This window comes from Phycisphaerae bacterium (genome assembly GCA_041652575.1).
GTDB lineage: Bacteria > Planctomycetota > Phycisphaerae > Sedimentisphaerales > UBA12454 > UBA12454.
Map to the genome: position 1 here is coordinate 168,710 of JBAZHC010000004.1, position 21,386 is coordinate 190,095.

A 21,386-nucleotide genomic window follows, 5' to 3' on the forward strand; every position below is an offset into this window, starting at 1 on the left:
TTTAATTTACATATTCACTGAAAGCGGCCTGCATAATATCATTTTCTGTCCAGTTGTTCCGGTCAAATGTCTGTACTAATTTGCCGTTCGACATAACCGCTATCCTGTGACAAATAATCATTAATTCCTGCAGGTCCGAAGAAACAACAATCAATCCCCTGCCCTTTGCGGTAAGTTCAGTCATTAATTTGTATATGTCGTATCGTGCCGCTATATCTATTCCCCGCGTAGGTTCATCGAAAATAAAAATGTCGCTGTCCCTGCAAATCCATCGCGACAAAATCACCTTTTGCTGGTTCCCGCCGCTAAGATGCATCGCATCCTGCCGCTGCGAGCTGCACTTAATATTCAATAAATCGATAAATTTTTCTGCACATTTATATTCTTTTTTCGATTTAATAAAACCGAAACTGCTCAACAAATCGTAATTGCCGATTGAAATATTGTCTTTCACAGCAAGGCTTAAAAGCAGTCCTTCGGATTTCCTGTCTTCGGGAATCATCGCCATCGATTTTGAAACAGCCGCTTTAGGCGATGTTAAAATCCTGCTTACATCCTGATTTTTAAGATTTATTCTCCCGCTTTGGGGCCTGTCGGCTCCGAAAATACAGCGAACCGTTTCCGTCCTGCCCGAACCTATAAGACCGGCTATGCCGAGTATTTCACCTTTGTGCAGATTAAAGCTGACATTTTTTACTTTCGGTTTACTGCACAAATCATTTATTTCCAAAATGACCTCTGTGCCCATTTTCGGCAATTCAAACTGTTCCTGACTGAATTTCCTGCCTACCATCTGCTGAACCATTTCGGATATACTCAGCTTGTCGGCAGAATCGGTAGTTATTTTTTGGCCGTCCCGGAGAACCGTTATCCTGTCGGCAATTTGTTTAATTTCGTTCATCTTATGCGAAATATAAATAATGCCCGCTCCGAGTCCTTTAAGAAATTTTATTCGTTCGAAAAGAAGTTTAATTTCTTTATCAGTAAGAGAGGATGTCGGCTCGTCAAGAATGAATATTTTGCATTTTTTATACAGGCCGGCAGCAATTTCCACCATTTGTTTTTGTCCGATGCTAAGTTTTCCTGCAGGCGTTGACGGGGCGATATTTCCAAGTCCTGCCGGCGACATCGCTTCTTTCGCTTCTTTGTGAAGCCGTGTATAATTAATAAATCCGCAGCGATTTACCATCGAATCAAAAAAAATATTCTCTGCGATACTGAGTGTATCGAGAATATTCAGCTCCTGCATTACCATTCGAACGCCCTGCTTCTGCGCCTGGCTTGTTGACAAAGGATCGTATTCAGCATCCGATAACTTCATTGTCCCCGCGTCAGACCGGATAACACCTGCTATAATTTTCGCAAGAGTGCTTTTGCCTGCCCCGTTTTCGCCTATGAGAGCGTGAACTTCTCCTTCGTGCAAACTGAAATCGATATTACTAAGCGCTTTTACGCCGGGATACGACTTTGAAATAGTTTGAGCTTCAAACAACATATTCAGCCGTTATTTTAAAGTTTCTGCTGTAATTAAATCGACCGGCGTTTCCTTATTTTCAGCTTTGCCTTTTCCATCTAAAATATCAAGTGCAAATTCAATTCCAAAAACCGCAAGTTTATCGGCATGCTGGTCAACCGTGCAAAGCATTTTGCCTTCTTTAAGCAATCTTTGAGCCGCCGATATATTATCGAAGCCTACAACAAGAATATCGTCTGTTTTTCCCGCTGTTCGCAAAGCCGCCACTGCCCCAAGAGCCATACTGTCATTTGCGCAAAGCACTGCTTTGATGTCCGGATATTCAGTTATAATAGCAGAAACCAGTTGATTGGCTTTAGCAGTTTCCCAATTTCCCGACTGCGATGTTACGATTTCAATTCCAGCTTCCTTCATCGCGTCTTCAAAACCAAGTTTTCGCTGCACGGCGTTAAAAGCGTTTGGTGCGCCTTCAATTATCGCGACCTTATCGCCCTTCTGCAATTTTTGAGCAAGGTATTGTCCCGCAAGGTAAGCACCTTTTCTATTGTCCGGCCCCACAAACGGAATTTGAATGTTTTTATCCTTAAGAACATCCTCATCGAGTTTGTTATCAATATTCACTACTACGATGCCTGAATCTATCGCTTTTTTGCACACACTGACCATTGCTTTTGAATCTGCCGGTGCAATTACAATTGCGTTGACCTGCTGCGCTATCATCTGCTCGACAAGGTCCATTTGCTTTGCGACATCAAGCTCGTCTTTTATTCCTGATGCAATGAGGCCGTATTTTTCTGAATTTTGCTTTTGATGCTCTCCTGCCCCGTCCTCCATCGTTTTGAAAAATTCATTGGCAAGCGATTTCATTATCAGCGAAATTCGCGGTTTTTGAGGTTCTTTTTTGCCGCAGCCGGGGATTAAAACAAAAATCGAAAGGATAAGCAAAATCGATATGTTTAATACTCGAATTTTCATAATCAGCACTCTCATTTCTTTTAAGTTTTTATAATCTTATTTTACAACCGGTATATTCGATTGCAAGCGTTGTTTCTTCAGGCCTGCCGAAACATTATTTATCTTTGAACATATAATTTAAATGTCTCAATTGCATATTTTCCTGTTTTTATTTTTATCGATTCTCCGTTTGAAGACAAAGGCTTGCCCTGCTCTTCAATAATATTTGTATGTTGAGCTTTAGAGATTCCAAAAGGAACTTTCAGCGATGAATTTGTGCCGTTTCCCTCTATTTCGTAAACCCTGACGACCACACCGTTATCATCTTCGCATTTTTTAATCGTGCTTATAAGAACATTTTTAGAAGACAGACTGAAAAAACTCTTTTCAACAGGCAAATCAGTATTTGCATTACGAGAAACATCATAAATTGCATATAGGAAATGATTCGATTCGATACCTGTCCGCCAATATTGTTTGTCGCTTGGGTTACAAGCTGTCAGAGAAAATTTAAAGCTATGATTGCCTTTCTGTTCGTACCAATTGCCTTCCCAGTGACAGCTTTTGCGAGTCGCCAAAAGAACCGGCTGCAAAACCGGATAATCCACCGGATTGCCGGTCGGGTCGATATAATCCCATACCGCAACGCCGCCGCCAATTATAATTCTGGCTTTGTCGTTGTATGCCGTTATAAAACTTTGTACTTCGCGCGGATATACCTCGGAGGCGTTTTGGTCATAATGCCCCTGCTCTGTCCAGCCGCCCGGCGCTCCTTTCGTTTCGTTCTCGCCGACTTTCAATATACCCATCGGCACTTCATAAGCGATTTTGCCGTTCGGTAAATCAAGTGGAAACGCCATTCTTATTTCACGATTATGCCGTCCCTGCCAGTTATTAATTTCTGCCTCGAAATCAATATTTTTGAAATCTTTATAAAAGATAACACGCTGAACGATTTGGCAATCGACAAAAGAATATCGTGTTTCAATCACATCTCGTACCCTGCCGGATTCTACAAGCGTCCATTGCGAACTGCGATTGCTTCCTTTATCAAATCCTTCCATCGAAGGCATTTGCACTTTCAAAAACTCCCCTGCCCCGTTACCGTTGGACTGCATTGAAAAAATCTCGCCGCCGAGAAATTTGCCGGTTTTAAGCAATTGGCGATTAAGCTGTTTATCATAAATACTTTTTATTCCGCCCTGTGCAAATTCCGCTTTATAATAATCGTTTTCATAATCGGTAATTACTTTGCCAACAGCCGCGGCAGTCATCAATTTGTTCGAATCTTCAATAAGATAATAAGTTTTATAACCGATAGACGGAATATCTTTTGCTGTAAAACTTAATTCGCCATGCAAAAACTGATGCGGCATAATATTCCCACCGTCGTCTGCAATATAGAACGAACCTTTAACGTTGTTGAGTTTTACTTTAACAATTCCATCTCGCATCCAGGAAAGGTCGTTGAAAACCACTATCTGCCGGCCTTTCCCAGCAGGTTTAATGCGAGCGGCAATTGATTGTAACGATTTATCGAGTATTGCTTTGCTCTGGTCGCGGGCAAATTCATATTTTTTAAGAAATACTTCATCTGTCACATCACCGTTCTTTCCGCCCCATCCGTGGTCAGGATAAACGGCCGCCTCCCATGCGTCGGATAATTCTTTCGCGGGATAATTATTAAAATCTCCTGCCAGAAGTGAATCGACAGTTGCGAACATTTCAGCCGCGGGCAGCAGAATCCCTGAGTCTCTTTTCGCTGAAACAGCCCAATGATGTGTCGGCCCGTGTATATAAAGCCAGATGTTCGGCCGCTCGCCGACAATAGTGTCAAGCTTTACGTCGGGCTTAACAACAGAATCCATAAAATTTTCCGCCGTTGTATGTTCCATCCGCGGCATCTTATTATCCGCAGGCGAAGTTTTATTAAACTCCTCTGCCAGCAAATTCCATCGCCTGCATACATCTGAATAATTGACGGGATGCAGGCCATCGGCACACAGGTAAATGCAAAATACAGGCGGCAGATTTCGCTTTCGATAATAATCGCTCTGCTGGGCAAGTTTATTTGAGACTTTTGATATTACCTCTGCGATATCGCACTTGAAATTTCCATAAGTCCCCAATGGACCGCTGTAATAACCATTGGAATAAACTGCGACTGAACTGCCGTCAGGACTTGTCCATTTAAAAATTCCCTCGGCTTGTCGGCTCACAACTAAATAATCGATTCCCGCCTTTTTAAGTATTTGCGGCATTTGCATCGCTCTGCCGGGCACATCGACATTATATGCGACTCTTGCATCGGCCCCAGGCAGAATATTTCGTATCATTTTACGCCCGAAATAAGCCTGACGAATTAACTGCTCTCCCGATTCGAGCGATTCATATGGCTGTGTGTAAGTTGCTCCCCATGCAAAACGTTTTTCGATTGCCCGCTGTAAAATTTCGTCTTTAAGCTCAGGATGTCTCTGTAGATATTCTTTAAGATTAAGTGCCTGCTCCATCGCGAAGCAATATCCCTGCTCAGTCCGCATAAACTCCAAAGCAGGTGTAATCGTCTGAACATCGCGATTAGTTTCACACTGCCCCGGCGTATCCAGCCAGGCAATATCCTGATGACTGGATGAAACAAGGCATATCGTTCCGCCGCTGAAATATCCCCATTGTATGTTGTCTGCGGTATCTTCGGCAAAATTAATACTGCTGAAAATTGTAATTATTGCAAGAACTGATAATCCTGTATTTCTCATAAAAGCATTTTCACCAGTTGTCGGTATTGACTTTCTGCGATTTCCCTTTTAGCGTACAGTCCAGCTCCACCAAAGCGTACAGCAGGTTGCCCACACCGTCGATCGCCTCGTAGTATGGTTTGGCCGGATGTCCCCTGAATAATCCATTTACGTATAATTTCGCAATCGCTTCATCTGCTAATTTTTGTGCAAGCTGTAAATACTTCGGCTTTTTCGTAAGCGAATACAAATCAAGATAGAACGAAATTGTCCTGCCGTATTTTTCAGCGTAGGTGCCTTCTTTGCCGTAAGTTTTTGTGTAGTCGGAATACCACGAGACGTCTGTTTCGTTTGTATTTGTCGGAGTTTTTTCAATCCAGTCTGCAAATCTCTCCGCCGCAATCAGCATATTGGCATCGCCTGTCAGACGATACGCAAATGCGTAGCACTGTGCCGTTTCCAGCGGGAACTGACTGCCGAGAATATAAGGTTCCCACAAATCCAGATGTCCTCTCGGCTCGTATTGCCCATATTGCTCGTTATTTCCGAATTGTTCCGGTTCTGTTGATGCAGGCTGCCGCGGGCCGGGTATCGGAGTTCCGTCAAGTTTCAATGCACCCCAGAATTCCCCGTTTTTCTCGTCAAAGCCGTATTTGTTATAAGCATCTAAATAGGCTATTGCCTGCATTTTAAACATAGCTTCCTTTGTCAGCAGATATGCAGTTAAGAGGCTGTGGCAATAAGGTCCGCTTATATCGGTAGCAAACGTGCTTCCGTCAAATCTGCCGCTGCCGGCATTTGGTCTTTCGGCAATAAGATTCGTATTTTTGTCGCGAAGGTTCCAGAAATAATTCGCAAGCAGTTTCGCCCTGTCGAGCCAGATTTCATCATTTGTTTTTGAATATAAAAACGCAAATGCGTCTATCATACTTCCCGCCGTCAGTGGAAAATCGCATCCGACTTTGCCGTCGTCATGGCGATTTGTTTCACCTGTTTGTTTATTTATTACCTGCCATCGCCAGATAGCTTCTATTTCTTTTGTTACAGCTTTGGGATTTACCTGCCAAAGCAAGTCCCATTGAATTTGTATTCCGGCGTGTATTTCGTGCCAGTTTAATAAATGGCCGGTCATTTTATCTTCGAACACATCGTAATGCCTGTGGCCTGCCCACCAGAATAAGCCTTTCTCATCGACAAGATTTTTGAAATAGTATTTTATATATTCCTTAGCGGCATTTGAATAAGCCTTGTCGCCGGACAATTCAGACTTCAGATACATTACGTTTATCAATGGCTGGTCAGTGAATAAATTTGCACCTGCAGGATTTCTTCGTTCCCGCCGTATAACCCGCCAATTTTCATCCAGCGGCAAAGGATTCTGCGGACAGGTTCTCGAATTGACATCAAGTATGCTCACGAATATCGGCGATTTGACTGGCCCATAAGTATCCCTGCCGTATTTAATCAGATTATCGAGACAGGTTTTTACCGCCGTTTCGTATTTACCGTCTGTGTCAGCGAAAAGCGAACTGCTGAGCATTAAAAACGACAGAACAATTGTTTTGTATTTATTACTCATTTCCCTAATTCCCATTATACCTGTCAATCCAGTGCTTTTCAATCTCTTCCAGAGATTTGCCCTTCGTTTCGGGTATAAGCTTATATACGAACAAAAACGCCGGTGCGGTCATCGCCGCGTAAAGTAAAAATGTATTTCCGGCCCCCAAACCGGCCAGCAGTCTCGGCAGTGTCTGTGAAATGATAAACGCTGTAACCCACAGCGCCAACGCTCCCGCTCCGACAGCGCTGCCTCTTGTGCGGGTCGGAAAAATTTCCGAGATAACCACCCATACCCCCGGCCCGTAGGAAAACGCGAAAAACGCAATATAACACAATAACGGCACAAGTATCAGAAATTTGTGAGTGATATTCAAATTAAACATCAGCCCGATGATAAGCAGCGACACAAATGTTCCGCCGATACCGACAAGCAGCAAAGGCCTGCGGCCGATTTTGTCGATTTTCCATATCGCAAGAAAAGTAAACAGCGAATTAATCATTCCGACCGTCACCGCAGCACCGAATGCCCCGCCTACACTAAGACCTGCTTCGATAAGTATCTTCGGTGCAAAATACATCACCGCTGCTATGCCGCTTAAATGTGCAAAAACCGGCAGCATTACGCCTATCAGCAGCGGCCTGCGAAATCTTGCTTCGAACAGTTCGCCAAAGCCGCCGCTTTCAAATTTAATCACTTCGTTTATGTCGGCAAATTCCTTCTGTGCCTCTGCCTGGCCGTTTATGCGAACAAGAACGTTTAATGCCTTTTCGCCTCTGCCTTGCCTTACAAGCCATCTCGGGCTTTCGGGAATAAACAGCAAAGTCAAAAGAAACAGGATCGCAGGTATCGTCTCAGTGCCGAACATTCCTCGCCAGATTTGAGAGACAAACGCCCAATGAAAAAATCCGCCGACTTCTGCAGTGATTACGCCGGCATTATCGCCTGCAACGTGCAGAATAATGCTGTTTACAAAAAACGAAAACAAAATTCCCAGCGTAATGGAAAGCTGATAATACGAAACAAGCCTTCCCCTCAAAGCAGGTGGAGAAACTTCAGATATATAAACCGGGGCCGCCATAGATGTAATGCCGACTCCCAAACCGCCGATGATGCGGGCAACTATCAGCCAGAATGCCGAGCTGGGAAAAATACACCAGACGCAGGAAATCAGCAGAAAAACTGCGGCAAGAATTAGAATGGGCTTTCTGCCGAATTTATCTGTTAAAGGTCCGGCAAACGCTGCACCGAATATACAGCCGAACACTGCAGAGCTTACAATCCAGCCTTCCATATCCGCGTTCAATTGAAACTGGCTTTTGACAAACTCGATTGCGCCGGAGACTATCGCCGTATCGAATCCAAATAAAAAACCGCCCAGCGTCGTTATAAGGCAAATAACGGAAAGGTAGAGCAAGCTCCCTTTTTGTGTTGTTTTATCCATATCTGACCACCTGCAAACAATTAATATTTCCCATATTTTTCAACGAGCTCGCCGACTCGTATTACACGTCTTTCCAATCCATCAGGCGGAACCTGATCTGCCACGCCGAGAACATAACGCGATTCCTGTTTCATCACATTGATTACTTCGATAACGTGTCTGTCAAATTCATCATCACCAACGTGTTCGGTGAAATAAATCCCCGGCACTCCGCCCCAGAGTATCGCGTTTGTGCCTTGAGCGTATTTCGCCCAGTCACCGATTGCCAAATCACCCACTGGCGCAGGTGTCATCGCTTCAATCACACTGAATCCCGCCTGGCATACCTGCCTCAGCAATCCTTTAAGCGTACCGTCAAGATGAATGTACGAATACTTTACCGCAGCTTTTATTCTGCTTGTCCAGTGCGTATGATAATCCTTCATAAAGCTATCGAAAAATTTAGGGCCGACAACTTCCGACGATAAATTTTCCGGTATCATTAAAACTTCCGCAGGACTTGCAAGTGCGATTTCCGCCGCCTTATCGTGACTCTTTCTGACAATCGCCAATGTGTTTTCCAGCAAAGCCCGGTCATTCATAAACATCATTGTAACCGCCACAATGCCCGCATCGAGAGCGACCATTTGCATAAACGGACTTTTAGGCAAATAACAAAGCATTACTCCCATTTCACCGATTTGCTTCAGACGGATATTGGCAAAATCATAATCAGGCTCATATCTCGTATTTTCATGAACATAAGCATAAGCAGACAAGTCCGCTTCGGATTTTATCAAATGCTCTGTCGGCGCATCCGTAAAAGAGGCCTGCATATATGTCCAGCATTCCCGAAGCGTCCCTTTTGGCGTTTCAATCTGTCGAAATTTATTATTATCTTCGTGCCATTCGGTAACTTTACAGTTTTCGATAATTGTTTTGAATGGAAAATATCCCTGCAGATAAAATCCCACGCCGAGCCTGCGATGCCAGTCGATATAAGCCTGAGATTGTTTGAAGTCTGCCGGTTTTTCTCCCCTCCCGATGAGCGCAGATGCCCAATAGTCGAGGTCGCCAAACCACGGAACTATGTCAGGCCTTTTGCCTGCCAATATAGCCAAAACTCTTTGTCTCTGAGTCATAATGAAAATATAATGTACAATCCTTTGTGCTTATTTCAAGAACTGTTTTTACTTTCTGTTCTTTTTGTTGACTTATGTGTTTTTTTCATTATATAGAACTATCGAATATTAAAGTCATCATTGCGAGCAGTCTCGATTTTTTGTGGACGCCTTAAAGGGAAAAAATATGCGACGATTTTCTATCCTGATTCTTGTTTTGTACTTCGTCCCGCTTGCCGCAGGAGCGAAACTCAATAATGATTCGATTATTCAGATTGCCGGCAACGTTGCCTCGAAGGCAGTCGCTGTTGACCTTTACGATAAATATGAATCTTTTTTCGTAGATTTTGGTGTCCTGAAATTTGCACAGGAGACAAACAACCCGGCCTTGAAAAACAAGGTGATTGAAAATTATGATAAATTTCTCAAATCAAACACTTTAACTCCAGGCCACGTTGACAAGAACGCCTGTGGAATTTTAGGATTTGAAATATACCTGCAAACCCATGACCCTGCATACCTTGAAATACCGTTATCTCTTGCCGATGACGAATGGCTTAATCCGCGGGATGACGGCCTGACAAAATATTCACGTTTCTGGACGGATGATATGTTTATGGTTGCCGTGCTTCAGATACAGGCGTATAAAGCAACCGGAAAATCCATTTATCTTGACAGAGCCATTATTCAATTGCTTGCTTATGCCGACAAATTACAGCAGCAAAACGGCCTATTTCAACATACGACAAAAATTCCTGTTTTCTGGGGAAGAGCAAACGGATGGGCGGCATCGGCGATGACAATTACTCTTCAAAATATGTCTAAAGAGCATCCAAAGTATGATACGCTGATGAATATTTATAAAAAATTAATGAATGGTATCTTAAAACATCAGGACGGCGACGGCTTATGGCACCAGGTACTTTTAGACAAAGATAGTTTTCAGGAGACTTCCTGCACTGCGATGTTTACGTATTCGTTTGCAACCGGTGTCAAAAACGGCTGGCTCGATGATTCCTTTAAAAATGCCGCGATTAAAGGGTGGAACGGCTTAACAGGCAAAATTGAAAACGGATTGTTAAAAGATGTCTGCTGCGGAACTGATGAGAATAGTTCTTATAATTATTATTTAGACAGACCGCGAATTACAGGTGATTTTCATGGCCAGGCCCCTCTTCTTTGGGCTGCGACAGCTCTGCTTCAAATGCACAAATAGATATTTGTTTAAAGACGAAATCAGGAGTAAGTGCTGTTTTTATTTTCAACTGCCGGGTTACGGCGCTTTTGTGCAGGTGCCCATATCTAAAAAATTATAATCCAGCATTACCGAAGGTGTGTTTTTCTCTCTCGTCTGCATTTTTTTTATCAGCATAGCAACTGCTTCTCTGCCCATATTTGTTTCAGGCTCAAGCATCGCAGTAGCGGTCAATCCTATTCTTTGATGCGATTCGCAAGCGAAAGTGAGAACAGACAGGTCTTCGGGTATATGTATATTCAAACGGTTGGCAGCCGTCTGCAAAGACGGTATCGAATATGACCAGTATAAAAGCATTGCGGTAGGTCTGTCTTTTTTACTGAGAACATCATAAAACAATTGTGTCTGTTTCTCCATCGTGTCATCGACCCTGTAACTCGGTGTAATATCCAATACTTCGAGCGAAGCGTTTTTCATTGCACAGGTATAACCTTCCCGTCTTTCAGCAACGCTGTAATGCGCATCTTCCCTAAGATCGTTGAAGTAAACATTACAGTAGCTGATTCTCTTGTGCCCTAATTTTATCAGGTGTTCTGTAGCTTTTTTCGCCGCGGTAAAACTGTCCGGATAGATGGCATTGTACGGCATCTTGTAGTTCATCCAGACTGTAGGCATAGAAGTTTTTGCTATGGCTTTCCTGACCATCGGCGGCAAATCCTGATAATAATTCACAATCAGTCCGTCCGCCATTAGAGAGCGAAAGATTTTAGGCATGTCATTGGAATGGCCGGGTTCAGGAATATTGGCCAGCAAAAGATGCATATCCTCTTTCTCAAGATTTCGGTGTATTTCATTTACTAAATTTTCCGGAAGATAACTTTTCCCAGCCATACCGCTCTGGAGCACGGCTACACAGTGAAATTCCCCTGCTTTAATGCCAACCGCATAAGCATTTGGTATATATCCCAGTTCCAAAGCAACTTTCTTTACCTTTTCCTGACATTTTTTGCTGATTCTGTATTTATCAGCTTTTCCGTTCAAAACTCTGGAAACGACAGAGATATCTACCCCTGCCTGATGAGCAATTTCTTTGAGGGTTATTGGCACGGAATTTAGCATTTTTTATATCGCCTAAAAACAAAACATTGCAAATATACTTAGTCGCCATATCTTGTTGTCTGGAGACTTTTACGCATTTTTTTAATATTTTTGCACATTCATATAAAAATGCAAATTTATTAGTTTTTTTAATTTTACAAAGTTGTTATTTTATTGCAAAATTTATCTTTTCCAATCCAGCCCGATAACACTCCCTTTTTCGAAGCCTGGCAATAGACAATTCCATTGCACAAATGTTTGTGCATAAATTTCATTGACAACGAGAAGAAGGATATATACAATACGACAAATGATATTTGTATGTGTTTTTATGAGCAGGCCAATGGTACAAACAAAACGGCTTTTCGCAGGCGGTTACAGTGTAGGTTTTACGCTCGTAGAGTTGCTTGTGGTCATTTCCATTATAGCATTACTTTTAGGGATGCTTCTCCCTGCCTTGAGTAAGGCTCGTGAACAAGGAAGAGCAACGGTTTGTGCAACAAATCTGCGTAACTATGGCCCAGCACTGCTGATGTATGCTCAAGACGACAGCAGCGGAAGGTGCCCCTTCAGCTTCAGTTGGCTGTATAAAATGAAAACTATCATGGACGCAAACGCAACTGGTGAATGTCCTCAAGAGTGCAGATGGCATTTTGACAAACAAAAACCTGATGGTACTTTGTGGCCGTATTTAAAAGCTGCAGATGTTCATATGTGCCCCACATTTAAAAATTTAGCCTTTGCCGGCGGACGTAATAAATGTCCAAATAACTCTCAGCATAGAAATCATTTTTACGGTGGAAGTAAATTAATTCCATTCAATCCGAGATATAGCTATTCGATGAATCGCTGGCTTGGTATGGATTGGATGGGCTATCTTGCCGACCCGAAATTAAAAACAGAACCTTCACTTAAGTTGAGCCGAGTAACCAGAACAGCTCAATGTTTTGCATTTTCCGAAGAAAATTTGTGGTGCATAAACGGCGGCCGAAGCGGTGTCCCAGACAGCTTTAATCATTCATTAAGAATAGGCGACACCTTGGTATACAGTAACACTGCTATGGCTAAGACAGACCTGTGGATGTATGCTCTTGATAATGGCGGGGTTCAAGCTAATTTTGCTACCTATCACGGCGTTTCATCCAGCAAACGCGATGAAGGCAAAGCCAATGTTGTATTTGTGGATGGTCATGTCGCCAGAATAAGGGGACTGGCGGGACGTAATGCCTATATGGAGTATGGCAGGCCATTTGATGGGCATGAAAAGCAAAATAATGGAAATATCTGGTAGCTTTGCAAATTAGACTGCAAGGATTGGTAAAATGAAAAAAATTAAAAAAGCATTTACCCCAGCACTAATTTACAACACTGCTGAACAAGTAAGTTCGAAAGACAACTTACCTCAAAAATTACGGCCCTGCCTTGTTTATATACGCCTATGATAGCAGCGACAAAGTACCTTTTACTTTTTCCTGGCTTTACTCGTATCATGAAAAAAGAATATTTGGTAATTTTGGCGATATTTTATCTTTTTTTCTTTGCTTATTTGTAATTCAAAGCACCTATTGTTGGCATTATATATCCGGCAGGTTGATTACGCGTTTTTGCCGCAAAAATCTCTTTTTTTCAACCAGCCCTATAATACTCCTGTTTTTGAGATTCAATGCCAGATAATATCGCTGCACAAACTTTTGTGCACAAATTACATTGACATCAAAGGGTGGGATAGCTATAATACAATAATTACAATATTTAGCGAATTTATGTTTATTTACAGGTGAGCCAATGAAACAGACAAAATGGTTTCCCAGAGTGGGTTGCGACAAAGGCTTTACTCTCGTAGAATTACTGGTAGTCATCTCTGTTATAGCGTTATTATTGGGTATCATGATTCCAGTGTTGAGTGCCGCGCGCGGCAAAGCCCAAACGATTGTATGCGCATCTAACCTGAGAAATTATGGTCTTGCTTTGCCTATGTACGCTCAGGACAATTCCAACAAATCGCCGTTCATGGTATCATGGCTTTATTCTCAGGCGACCATTCAAAAAGGTGTGACTGACAGAAAGTGCCCCAAGGAATGCAGGTGGCATTATGACAAAGACGTTCCGGATGGATCTCTTTGGCCATATCTGAAAAATAAAAATGTTAACCTGTGTCCGACATACAGAAGTTATGCTCTCGTATCCAAATGCGGATATTCGGGACATTCAAAAGCTACGCCGTTTAACCCGATATACAGCTATGCGATGAATTGGCATCTCGGTTTCGATTGGGTTTCCTATCTGGGCGGGCAAAAAGTATCTGTGGATGGCCAGTTAACTTCGATTACGTGGGCTTATGAATTAACGACAAAAATATCTATAGTCAACCGCCCTGCACAGTGTTTTTCCTTTACAGAAGAAAATCCGTGGGTAACTGGTCAAAGAATTGGGGACGCTCCTAAATGGTATAGCCACGTTGCTTTAAATGACAACGCCTTATGGCTTAATGCAAATGCCGGCTCGTCAACCTTCCCAAATGACGCCACAGATAATTTTGCTACATATCACAATGTCACCGGAAGCAGGAAAAATGAAGGAAAGGCAAACGTCGCTTTCGTTGACGGGCATGTTTCTACTGTAAAAGGCTTGGCAGGATACGACGCTTATATGGAGTATGGAAGGCCATACTCTGGACACAACAAGATAAGAGTCAATGGCACCCCTATCTGGTAAATGGTAGTTATCCCGCCAATATTTGAGGGTGGCGGTTTTGTATTTAATAAATTAATTCTTCTAAGGAGGTTTAAGATGAAAAATGGATTAACGATTTTCGCAGTTGTTATCCTGACGACGACAATGGCAATGGGCGAGTTAGTCGGCTATTGGCCATTAGACGAAGGTACCGGCCTTACTGCTGCTGACTCCTCTGGTCACGGAAAAACCGGCGTTCTATACGCAGCAGATAGCAATAATTATCCGGCGTGGATAACCGGCCACAACGGAAGCGGCGGCGCTTTGCAGTTTAACGCCAACACTACCGGCTCTTCAAACTGGAATCATGTGGTTGTGGATATAAACACTGCTGATGGCTTGGCAAGTCTTGGCAGAGTGTTTACTGTTGCAGCGTGGGTCAGAAGAGACACCCTGGATTATTTAGACTGGCCGAGAATAATTGACACAGATGCCTATGATGTCGAGCTTGCTTTAGACCCTGACGGCGACTCGGCAAGCTGGGATCCGTACGACTATTTCTATTCCGATGTAAACACTCCATGGGCATTATCTATAGGCCTTGAAAATGACGTACAGAAAACGCTCGGAAGCTGGTATCATCTTGCGATAACCAGTAACGGCCAAGTGGTAACAAAATATGTTAACGGTATCGCCGTACACACTACGAGCACACCACTGAATTCTTTACCTGTTGCGACTACAGACTTTTACATAGCGTCTAAAACCCAGGGCGATGCCTATTTCACAGGCGCTCTGGATGACGTTGCAGTTTGGGCAGGTAAGTATCTGCCGGTATCAGAAATTGCCAAATTGGTAGATGGCACTGCAACGCCATTAACAGTAGTTGAGTCGAGTGGAACTGTTGCTCCGGTTTATTATATTGAAACTCCTTTGTATGTCCTTGCTCCGAACCCGGCAGCATTGAATGTGGATGGAATTCAGATGATGTCGGTGATAAATAATCAGGTCGTGTACAATACTTCCTGGATATTCCCGGAACCAAACAGCCAGCTTGCTATTAAACCGTTCGCATGGTTTGTAAAAAATGAAACTAACTACAACAATATACCGGAAGGAGATCTTTCAAAGTATGGTGTTGAGTGGATAGATTCGTCATGGAATGGTCGCGAGCCGAACATGGCTGTGATGGCTGCATATATTACTCCGGGCATGGTTTATGGTCAGGGTAATTGCTGGTACGAAATTTACTGGCCAACATTGTCGTGGTGTAATCATGCATACTTTAGGACAAATATAAGGGTGGCGGCGATTAATGCCCATGGTGCCAGCGTTCGTGTGGCGCTCTATAGCCGCTCTGCTGATTTGGTGCCTGATATCAACAACCACAGTACATTATTAACTCTTCTTGAAGAAGTGGAATTTCCACTTAACGCAGGTGACCGTGTTTGGCAGCATCTTGAAATGATTCTTCCTAAGATACTAAGCTCGTCAATGCCTCCGGTTTGGTTTGAAATGGCGATTGTTGGCGGCGACGCAAACACGGTACTTTATATTGATAACTTCAGGCCTGATGCACAGGCTGCTGTTACATTAAAAAGTTCCAATTTCGACAAGGACACTTTTATTAATTACGATGATGTTGACTTGTTAGGCGATGGCTGGCTTGATAGTTCAGGCGCCATGCTGCTTGACCCGAGAAGCGGCGGGTTGCTTGCCAATGGCGATTTTTCAGCTGATAGTCTTTCTGTCCTAATTGATGACGCCAACAAAGTGATGAACCCGACAGGCTGGACATTTACAGGAACTGGCGCAGGCGGCTTGATACGTACCGCTAAACGCGGCAGGTTGGGATGGTATTTCTCTCAGCCGAATGTAAGTACCATCGGAGGAAATCTTTCAGCTTTCTTAACAGATAAGTCCTCTGGTGACCCAAATGTCCTTGAGCAGACAGCTTCTGGGACAGTCGCCTCCGGTCAGACTTATTATGCCATGGGATATGTAATGGGCTATAAATACAACGCCGGCAACGACCTTGGTGAGTGGTATAGCTGGAAAGATACAGCTACAATGGAAATAGTTGTTGATGGCGTTGTAAAAGCAACAGCCTCTCGTCCATTGTCGAGAAGCATATGGCGTGCTTTATACTGCTCTTATACAGCGGTTGGCGCAGACGCAGGCAAACCCATAAAGATAAGATTCTCTTACAACAATAGCTATATCAATGTGGCCGGTGATCCATCTGGAGCTATGAATGTCGGTTATGCATATCTCGGCACAACTATGCCGACTGAATATCCTGAAAAACGTACAAACCTGCTGACCAACGGCGGATTTGAAGACCTGTCTGTTGTTCAAACCCAAATACCGACTATGTACACAAGTCTGACTACTTCAGACAATTCAGGTGGCTGGTTTATTAGTGGAATCCCGGCATTGTTCCCTGGTTGGATGTATGAAGTTCCAACAGGTTATGATATGGCCAATAAGGGTGGAGCCTTCAGTTCTGCTTACTATGGCTCTCCGATACCTACACCTGGTCTTAATGATATTGTTTTATATGCCGGCGGAACCCTTGTCTATGGTCAGATAGTAGGCGCTCTGACATCAGGTACTACTTATTATCTTGATACGGCTTGCGGTGTGCTTATCGAGCCGCAGACTTGGGGCGCCGTGAGTGTGACGTGGCCAAATCCGGTCCCTAAACTTCATATTGAGCTTTGGAGAATACCGGCCGGCGTAACAGACCCTAATATTATACATACAGGTATCACTACGCTTGCATCAGGTTATGTTAAACTTGCTAATGCTGATGTTAACTCAACTGGCGACATTAAATCCACAACGAAATGGCAGATAATTGGTACATCCTACACCGCTACTTCTTCCGATACCAATGTGTATGTACGAATTTATGGTACTAACCCGGTTGTTACAGGAACCACATATCCATCGTTTGTATTCAGCGATGTTTATCTGTCAACTGCTAAACGACAGATTCAAGGCGGTTCTCTTGTTAGCAATATCGCAGCCGGCACACAGTATGATGTATTAGGTCCTTATAACTGCTACCAGGCAGGTCTGATGGGCTATTCAGCTCCTGCAATCGATATTAATGGCGACTGCCTGACAAACTTTGTTGACTTTTCGGTTCTTGCAGATGAGTGGCTTGAATTAGGATTTGAATAATAAGTGAATAGTAAAATTTGCGGCGGTGTCAAAACCGCCGCAAATTCCTGATAGCGATCTTTAACATGAAGAGTTAGAAGATCAAACGCAAGTCAGGGATGGACGCTTTTTCAGGTAAGTAATTTTGGAGTAGGTAAGAAAAGGTTGAAGACTGTTAGCTTTATTATCTTTGCTCTTGTTATCATGACTGGCTGTGCTCTGGCCAGCTATCCGCAGCCTGCCGGGTTGTGGGAGTTCAACGATTCTGCCAATCTTGCAATTGCCACTTTAGGCGCAAACTTAATTGAGTCAGGCTCTCATTCCGCCGTCGCGGGTATCGGCCCGGGCGATGGTGCGGTATTAGACCCGCTGACAAGTTACTACACATGCACTCATGGAATCGCTCCTAACGGCGGCGGTGCTTATGTAAATGAGTGGACCGTATTGATGGACGTAAAAGTTCCGACCGCCAGTATCGGCCAATGGATGACTTTGTATCAAACTAATCCCTCAAATTCCAATGACGGCGACTGCTTTATCTCAACCGACAGAACGTTAGGCGTAACCGAAACAGGATACACAAGGAATAAAGTAAGCGGCGAAACCTGGTATAGAATAGTAATATCCGTTGATAACGGCAGCTTTTACAGGATTTATGTCGATGGACTGCCCTGGCTGCCCGGTGCGGGTCAAACAATAGACGCAAGATTTTCGCTCGACCCGCAGATTCTATTTTTCGCCGACGATAACGGCGATGATTATCCTATTATTTGCACTAACTTGGCAATCTGGGGACAAGCTCTTTCAGATGCACAGGCAAGCGAACTTGGCACGGCATCCACCGCTATTGTAATAGACACCTATAGTAATACCGGAATAAATCTGATTAATAATCCTTCCGGCAGCGATAACGTTTTAACGGACTGGACAATCACAGACGGCAACGAATGGCAGGCTACAGACAGAACGGACTGGCATTGGCCGAGAACAAACAATTATTATTTCACACCCGGCCGTTCTGCTCACAGCGAGATGAGCCAGATAATAAACATCGGATATCTTGCAACTGACATTGATAACGGCAGAATTTCCGCAACCGCAAAAGGTTATATCGGCGGCGGAAATGATGGAGATCAGGGCCGTATAATTGTCGAATACAGAAATAGTACAAATGTAATACTGGCAACAACAGACAGCAACTGTATTGAGGGGGCGAATTCAGCCAATTGGACACAATTGGTTCTTCCGGATGCCAACGGGCTTATACTGCCTTCGGGAACTCGTTCTATTAAATACCGCCTGCTTACGCAGCGGACAAACGGAACAGACTGCGACGCATTTTTTGACGACCTTTCATGGGAATTCAAGAGAGTAATCGCCGGCAACACTGCACCGGGTGTTCCTTCAGTCGCAGGTTCTAATTCTGTCTCGACCGGCACAAGCACAGCATATACTTTTGTTTCTACAGATGCCGAAACAAACAACATCAGCTATCAGGTTGACTGGGGCAATGGGATTTCAAACTGGTCCGATTTACAGGCCTCCGGTACAAATTATAACGTTTCATATAGTTGGCCTGTACTCGGCGTTTACGCAGTTCGGGCAAGAGCTCGTGACAGCAATGGAGCAATCAGCCAATGGTCCGTTCCTTATAACGTAACGGTTTCGGGCGATGCGGCAGGCGTGTTCAAATCGCAGCCGTATCTGCAAAACGTAAGTAAAACCGCGATGACCATCGCATGGGAGACTGACCGTCCGGTAAACCCAACAGTTGACTGGGGACTGACTTCCTCTTACGGCAATAATACAAAAGGATTGTGCATTAACGCAGGGTTAAACGGAAGCACCATAGTATATACCTGCAAAGTACGAATCAGCGGACTCGACCCGCAAACAACTTATCATTTCAGAGCGTGCAATGGCTCAACATTAGGTAACGATGCAACATTCACAACCGCTCCAAACGATGATACACCATTTACTTTTGCCGTCATCGGCGACACTCAAATGGTGGCCAGAAGACTAATAAATGATGCGCCGCATCCGGAGTGCAGCGCTGCAATATTTACAGCTATGGCCTCAACAGTTGATATGGCTGTGTCTATTGGTGATGTTGTCGATAACTCGTCATACGGCCTTTATGTTAGTGCGTTCAGGCCTTATATGTGCGACATTCTGGGTAAACAGAAGCCGGTCTTTATCGCTTTCGGCAATCACGATGAGCCCGAAAACAGTCTGGTACACAAAGTCGTGCAAAACAGCGGTATGGGCAGTTTCTCGTTTAATTACGGCAACGCTCATTTTACCTGCGTTAGTTATTCGGATTGTGTAAAAGGCACGCTGCCGTCCGATGGGCATATCAATTCTTTGCCGCTTGACTGGATTCAGCAGGACCTTTCATCTGACGAGGCGCAAAACGCAACCTGGAGATTTCTGTTTATTCACGTTCCGCCTTATTGCGAGCGGTGGTTTAACGGCAGCAGTAATATGCAGACATATCTCGTTCCGCTGCTGAACCAATATAATGTTCAAATATGTTTTAGCGGCCATACTCACGAATATGAACGCGGGATGTTAAACGGAACATTTTATGTAATCAACGGATGCGCCAATTATCTTGATGTTGTCGAATCGATTACCATAGACTGGCCGTTTATGACAGTCGGCGGTGCGCAGAATATACCGGGTCTGCCCGATGGCGGCGGTTTAATACACGGCTGGACTGAAGTTCAAATTGACGGAACAGAACTTAATTTTAAAATGCACGCATATAATCTTGACGGCAGTTATTTTGGTGTGATAGATACAATCAATTTCGCACTGTCAGATTTTAATATGGACAACAATGTTGATGCCTCTGACCTTGTTGAACTGGCGGATGTCTGGTTAGATGCCGGTCAGTTCTCCAGCAGGGATATCGCTGACAGAGAAAATAAAACAATCAATATGAAGGATTTTGCTGAGTTGGCCAACTATTGGATGTACCAGGGTCAGTTTTAGAAATGCGTTTAATCTAAACTATAAAGTTTAGTAAAATTTTAATAACTTTTTTTGGAGGATTAGAAATGAAGAAATTTGTTGTAGTAGTATTAGTTCTTGCAATATCGGGTATTGCAGGAGCGGCCGGTTATGTTCCTGCCGGTGCAACGGGTCTGTGGCGTTTCCAAAACAGCACAGACAAACTTAAAGCGACATTTGGCACAGACCTGGTGAACAGCAACCCAGACAACGCTGCCTGGATGTTAGGTCCATGGACTATGATAGGAGTCCCGGGAAATGCCGGTTTGTATGCTGACGGCGGTATCGTTCAGGATCGCAGTTGGGATTATCTTAGCTGCTATCATGGTATCAGCGGCGGCAATGGCGGCGGAACCTACATCAATGAGTACACAATTGCCATGGATGTTTACACAGGCGGCGCCAGCTGGTTCAGTTTATACCAGACTGCATGGGGCGGCAATTCAAATGATGGTGACCTGTGGGTAACTCCAACTGGCGCAATCGGCAATGGCGATACTGGTTATTCAACCCTGACCATGGACAACACCAAATGGCACAGAATCGTATTGTCTGTTGACAATGGCAGCTTCTTCAGAGCTTATGTTGACGGCGTTCTGTTCCTCGATGGTACTCCACAGGCCGTTGATGGCAGGTTCTCTCTCGAACTTGACCGTTTCAATCTTTTCGCAGACGACAGTTGGGAAGACTCATGGATTCTCACCGGCACAGTAGCAACATGGGGTCGCGCTCTGACAACTCCAGAAATCGCTCAAATGGGCGGCTGGATAGGCGGCAGTGCAACACCTACAGAACTGATAATTCCGGAACCAGCAACGATGGCTTTACTGGCTCTCGGCGGTTTGCTGATTAGACGCAAGAAATAAGTTCGGCAGCAGATGATTTGATTTTAAATTGTTAAACCAAAGGCTGCGGCGGTAAAACGCCGCAGCCATGGTTTGCTTCTCTAAAAAAACTTTGTTTAATCTA

General features: G+C 43.9%; 13 protein-coding genes. 6 read left to right on the top strand and 7 right to left on the bottom strand.

Annotated elements, in window-relative coordinates:
- Position 1: 1 nt before the first annotated feature.
- From WC496_04630 to WC496_04655, 6 genes are all read right to left on the bottom strand, one after another.
- Positions 2 to 1,495 (bottom strand): sugar ABC transporter ATP-binding protein, encoded by a 1,494-nt coding sequence (locus tag WC496_04630; protein MFA5292304.1) that lies wholly within the window; start codon positions 1,493 to 1,495, stop codon positions 2 to 4.
- Between the two features lie 9 nt (positions 1,496 to 1,504).
- Positions 1,505 to 2,449 (bottom strand): sugar ABC transporter substrate-binding protein, encoded by a 945-nt coding sequence (locus WC496_04635; GenBank protein MFA5292305.1) that lies wholly within the window; start codon positions 2,447 to 2,449, stop codon positions 1,505 to 1,507.
- A 98-nt stretch (positions 2,450 to 2,547) separates the two neighbouring features.
- A complete protein-coding gene (locus WC496_04640) occupies positions 2,548 to 5,184 on the bottom strand; it encodes a glycoside hydrolase family 38 C-terminal domain-containing protein (GenBank protein MFA5292306.1) in 2,637 nt (878 codons plus the stop codon).
- Between the two features lie 10 nt (positions 5,185 to 5,194).
- Positions 5,195 to 6,742 carry a hypothetical protein gene (locus tag WC496_04645; GenBank protein MFA5292307.1) on the bottom strand — a complete coding sequence of 516 codons (1,548 nt, stop codon included), beginning with the start codon at positions 6,740 to 6,742 and terminating at the stop codon, positions 5,195 to 5,197.
- Between the two features lie 4 nt (positions 6,743 to 6,746).
- Positions 6,747 to 8,165: a sugar porter family MFS transporter gene (locus WC496_04650; GenBank protein ID MFA5292308.1), complete on the bottom strand. Its 1,419-nt coding sequence runs from the start codon at positions 8,163 to 8,165 to the stop codon at positions 6,747 to 6,749.
- 20 nt (positions 8,166 to 8,185) lie between these two features.
- On the bottom strand, positions 8,186 to 9,265 hold the full coding sequence (locus WC496_04655) for a hypothetical protein (protein ID MFA5292309.1): 1,080 nt from the start codon (positions 9,263 to 9,265) through the stop codon (positions 8,186 to 8,188).
- A 187-nt stretch (positions 9,266 to 9,452) separates the two neighbouring features.
- Between WC496_04655 and WC496_04660 the strand changes: the two genes are divergently transcribed.
- Positions 9,453 to 10,481, top strand: coding sequence for a glycoside hydrolase family 88 protein (locus tag WC496_04660; GenBank protein ID MFA5292310.1), 1,029 nt, complete (start codon positions 9,453 to 9,455; stop codon positions 10,479 to 10,481).
- 57 nt (positions 10,482 to 10,538) lie between these two features.
- Here the strand turns inward: WC496_04660 and WC496_04665 are convergent, their stop codons facing one another.
- Positions 10,539 to 11,579, bottom strand: a complete 1,041-nt coding sequence (locus tag WC496_04665; protein MFA5292311.1) for a LacI family DNA-binding transcriptional regulator — start codon at positions 11,577 to 11,579, stop codon at positions 10,539 to 10,541.
- A 322-nt stretch (positions 11,580 to 11,901) separates the two neighbouring features.
- Here WC496_04665 and WC496_04670 point away from each other — a divergent pair, with 322 nt between their 5' ends.
- From WC496_04670 to WC496_04690, 5 genes are all read left to right on the top strand, one after another.
- Positions 11,902 to 12,849, top strand: coding sequence for a prepilin-type N-terminal cleavage/methylation domain-containing protein (locus tag WC496_04670; protein MFA5292312.1), 948 nt, complete (start codon positions 11,902 to 11,904; stop codon positions 12,847 to 12,849).
- 494 nt (positions 12,850 to 13,343) lie between these two features.
- Positions 13,344 to 14,273, top strand: a complete 930-nt coding sequence (locus WC496_04675; GenBank protein ID MFA5292313.1) for a type II secretion system protein — start codon at positions 13,344 to 13,346, stop codon at positions 14,271 to 14,273.
- A gap of 75 nt (positions 14,274 to 14,348) precedes the next feature.
- On the top strand, positions 14,349 to 17,420 hold the full coding sequence (locus WC496_04680) for a LamG domain-containing protein (GenBank protein MFA5292314.1): 3,072 nt from the start codon (positions 14,349 to 14,351) through the stop codon (positions 17,418 to 17,420).
- Between the two features lie 144 nt (positions 17,421 to 17,564).
- A complete protein-coding gene (locus WC496_04685) occupies positions 17,565 to 20,399 on the top strand; it encodes a metallophosphoesterase family protein (protein ID MFA5292315.1) in 2,835 nt (944 codons plus the stop codon).
- 65 nt (positions 20,400 to 20,464) lie between these two features.
- The gene (locus WC496_04690; protein ID MFA5292316.1) at positions 20,465 to 21,283 is read left to right on the top strand and encodes a PEP-CTERM sorting domain-containing protein; all 819 of its coding nucleotides are present in this window, start codon (positions 20,465 to 20,467) and stop codon (positions 21,281 to 21,283) included.
- The last annotated feature ends 103 nt before the right edge of the window (positions 21,284 to 21,386 follow it).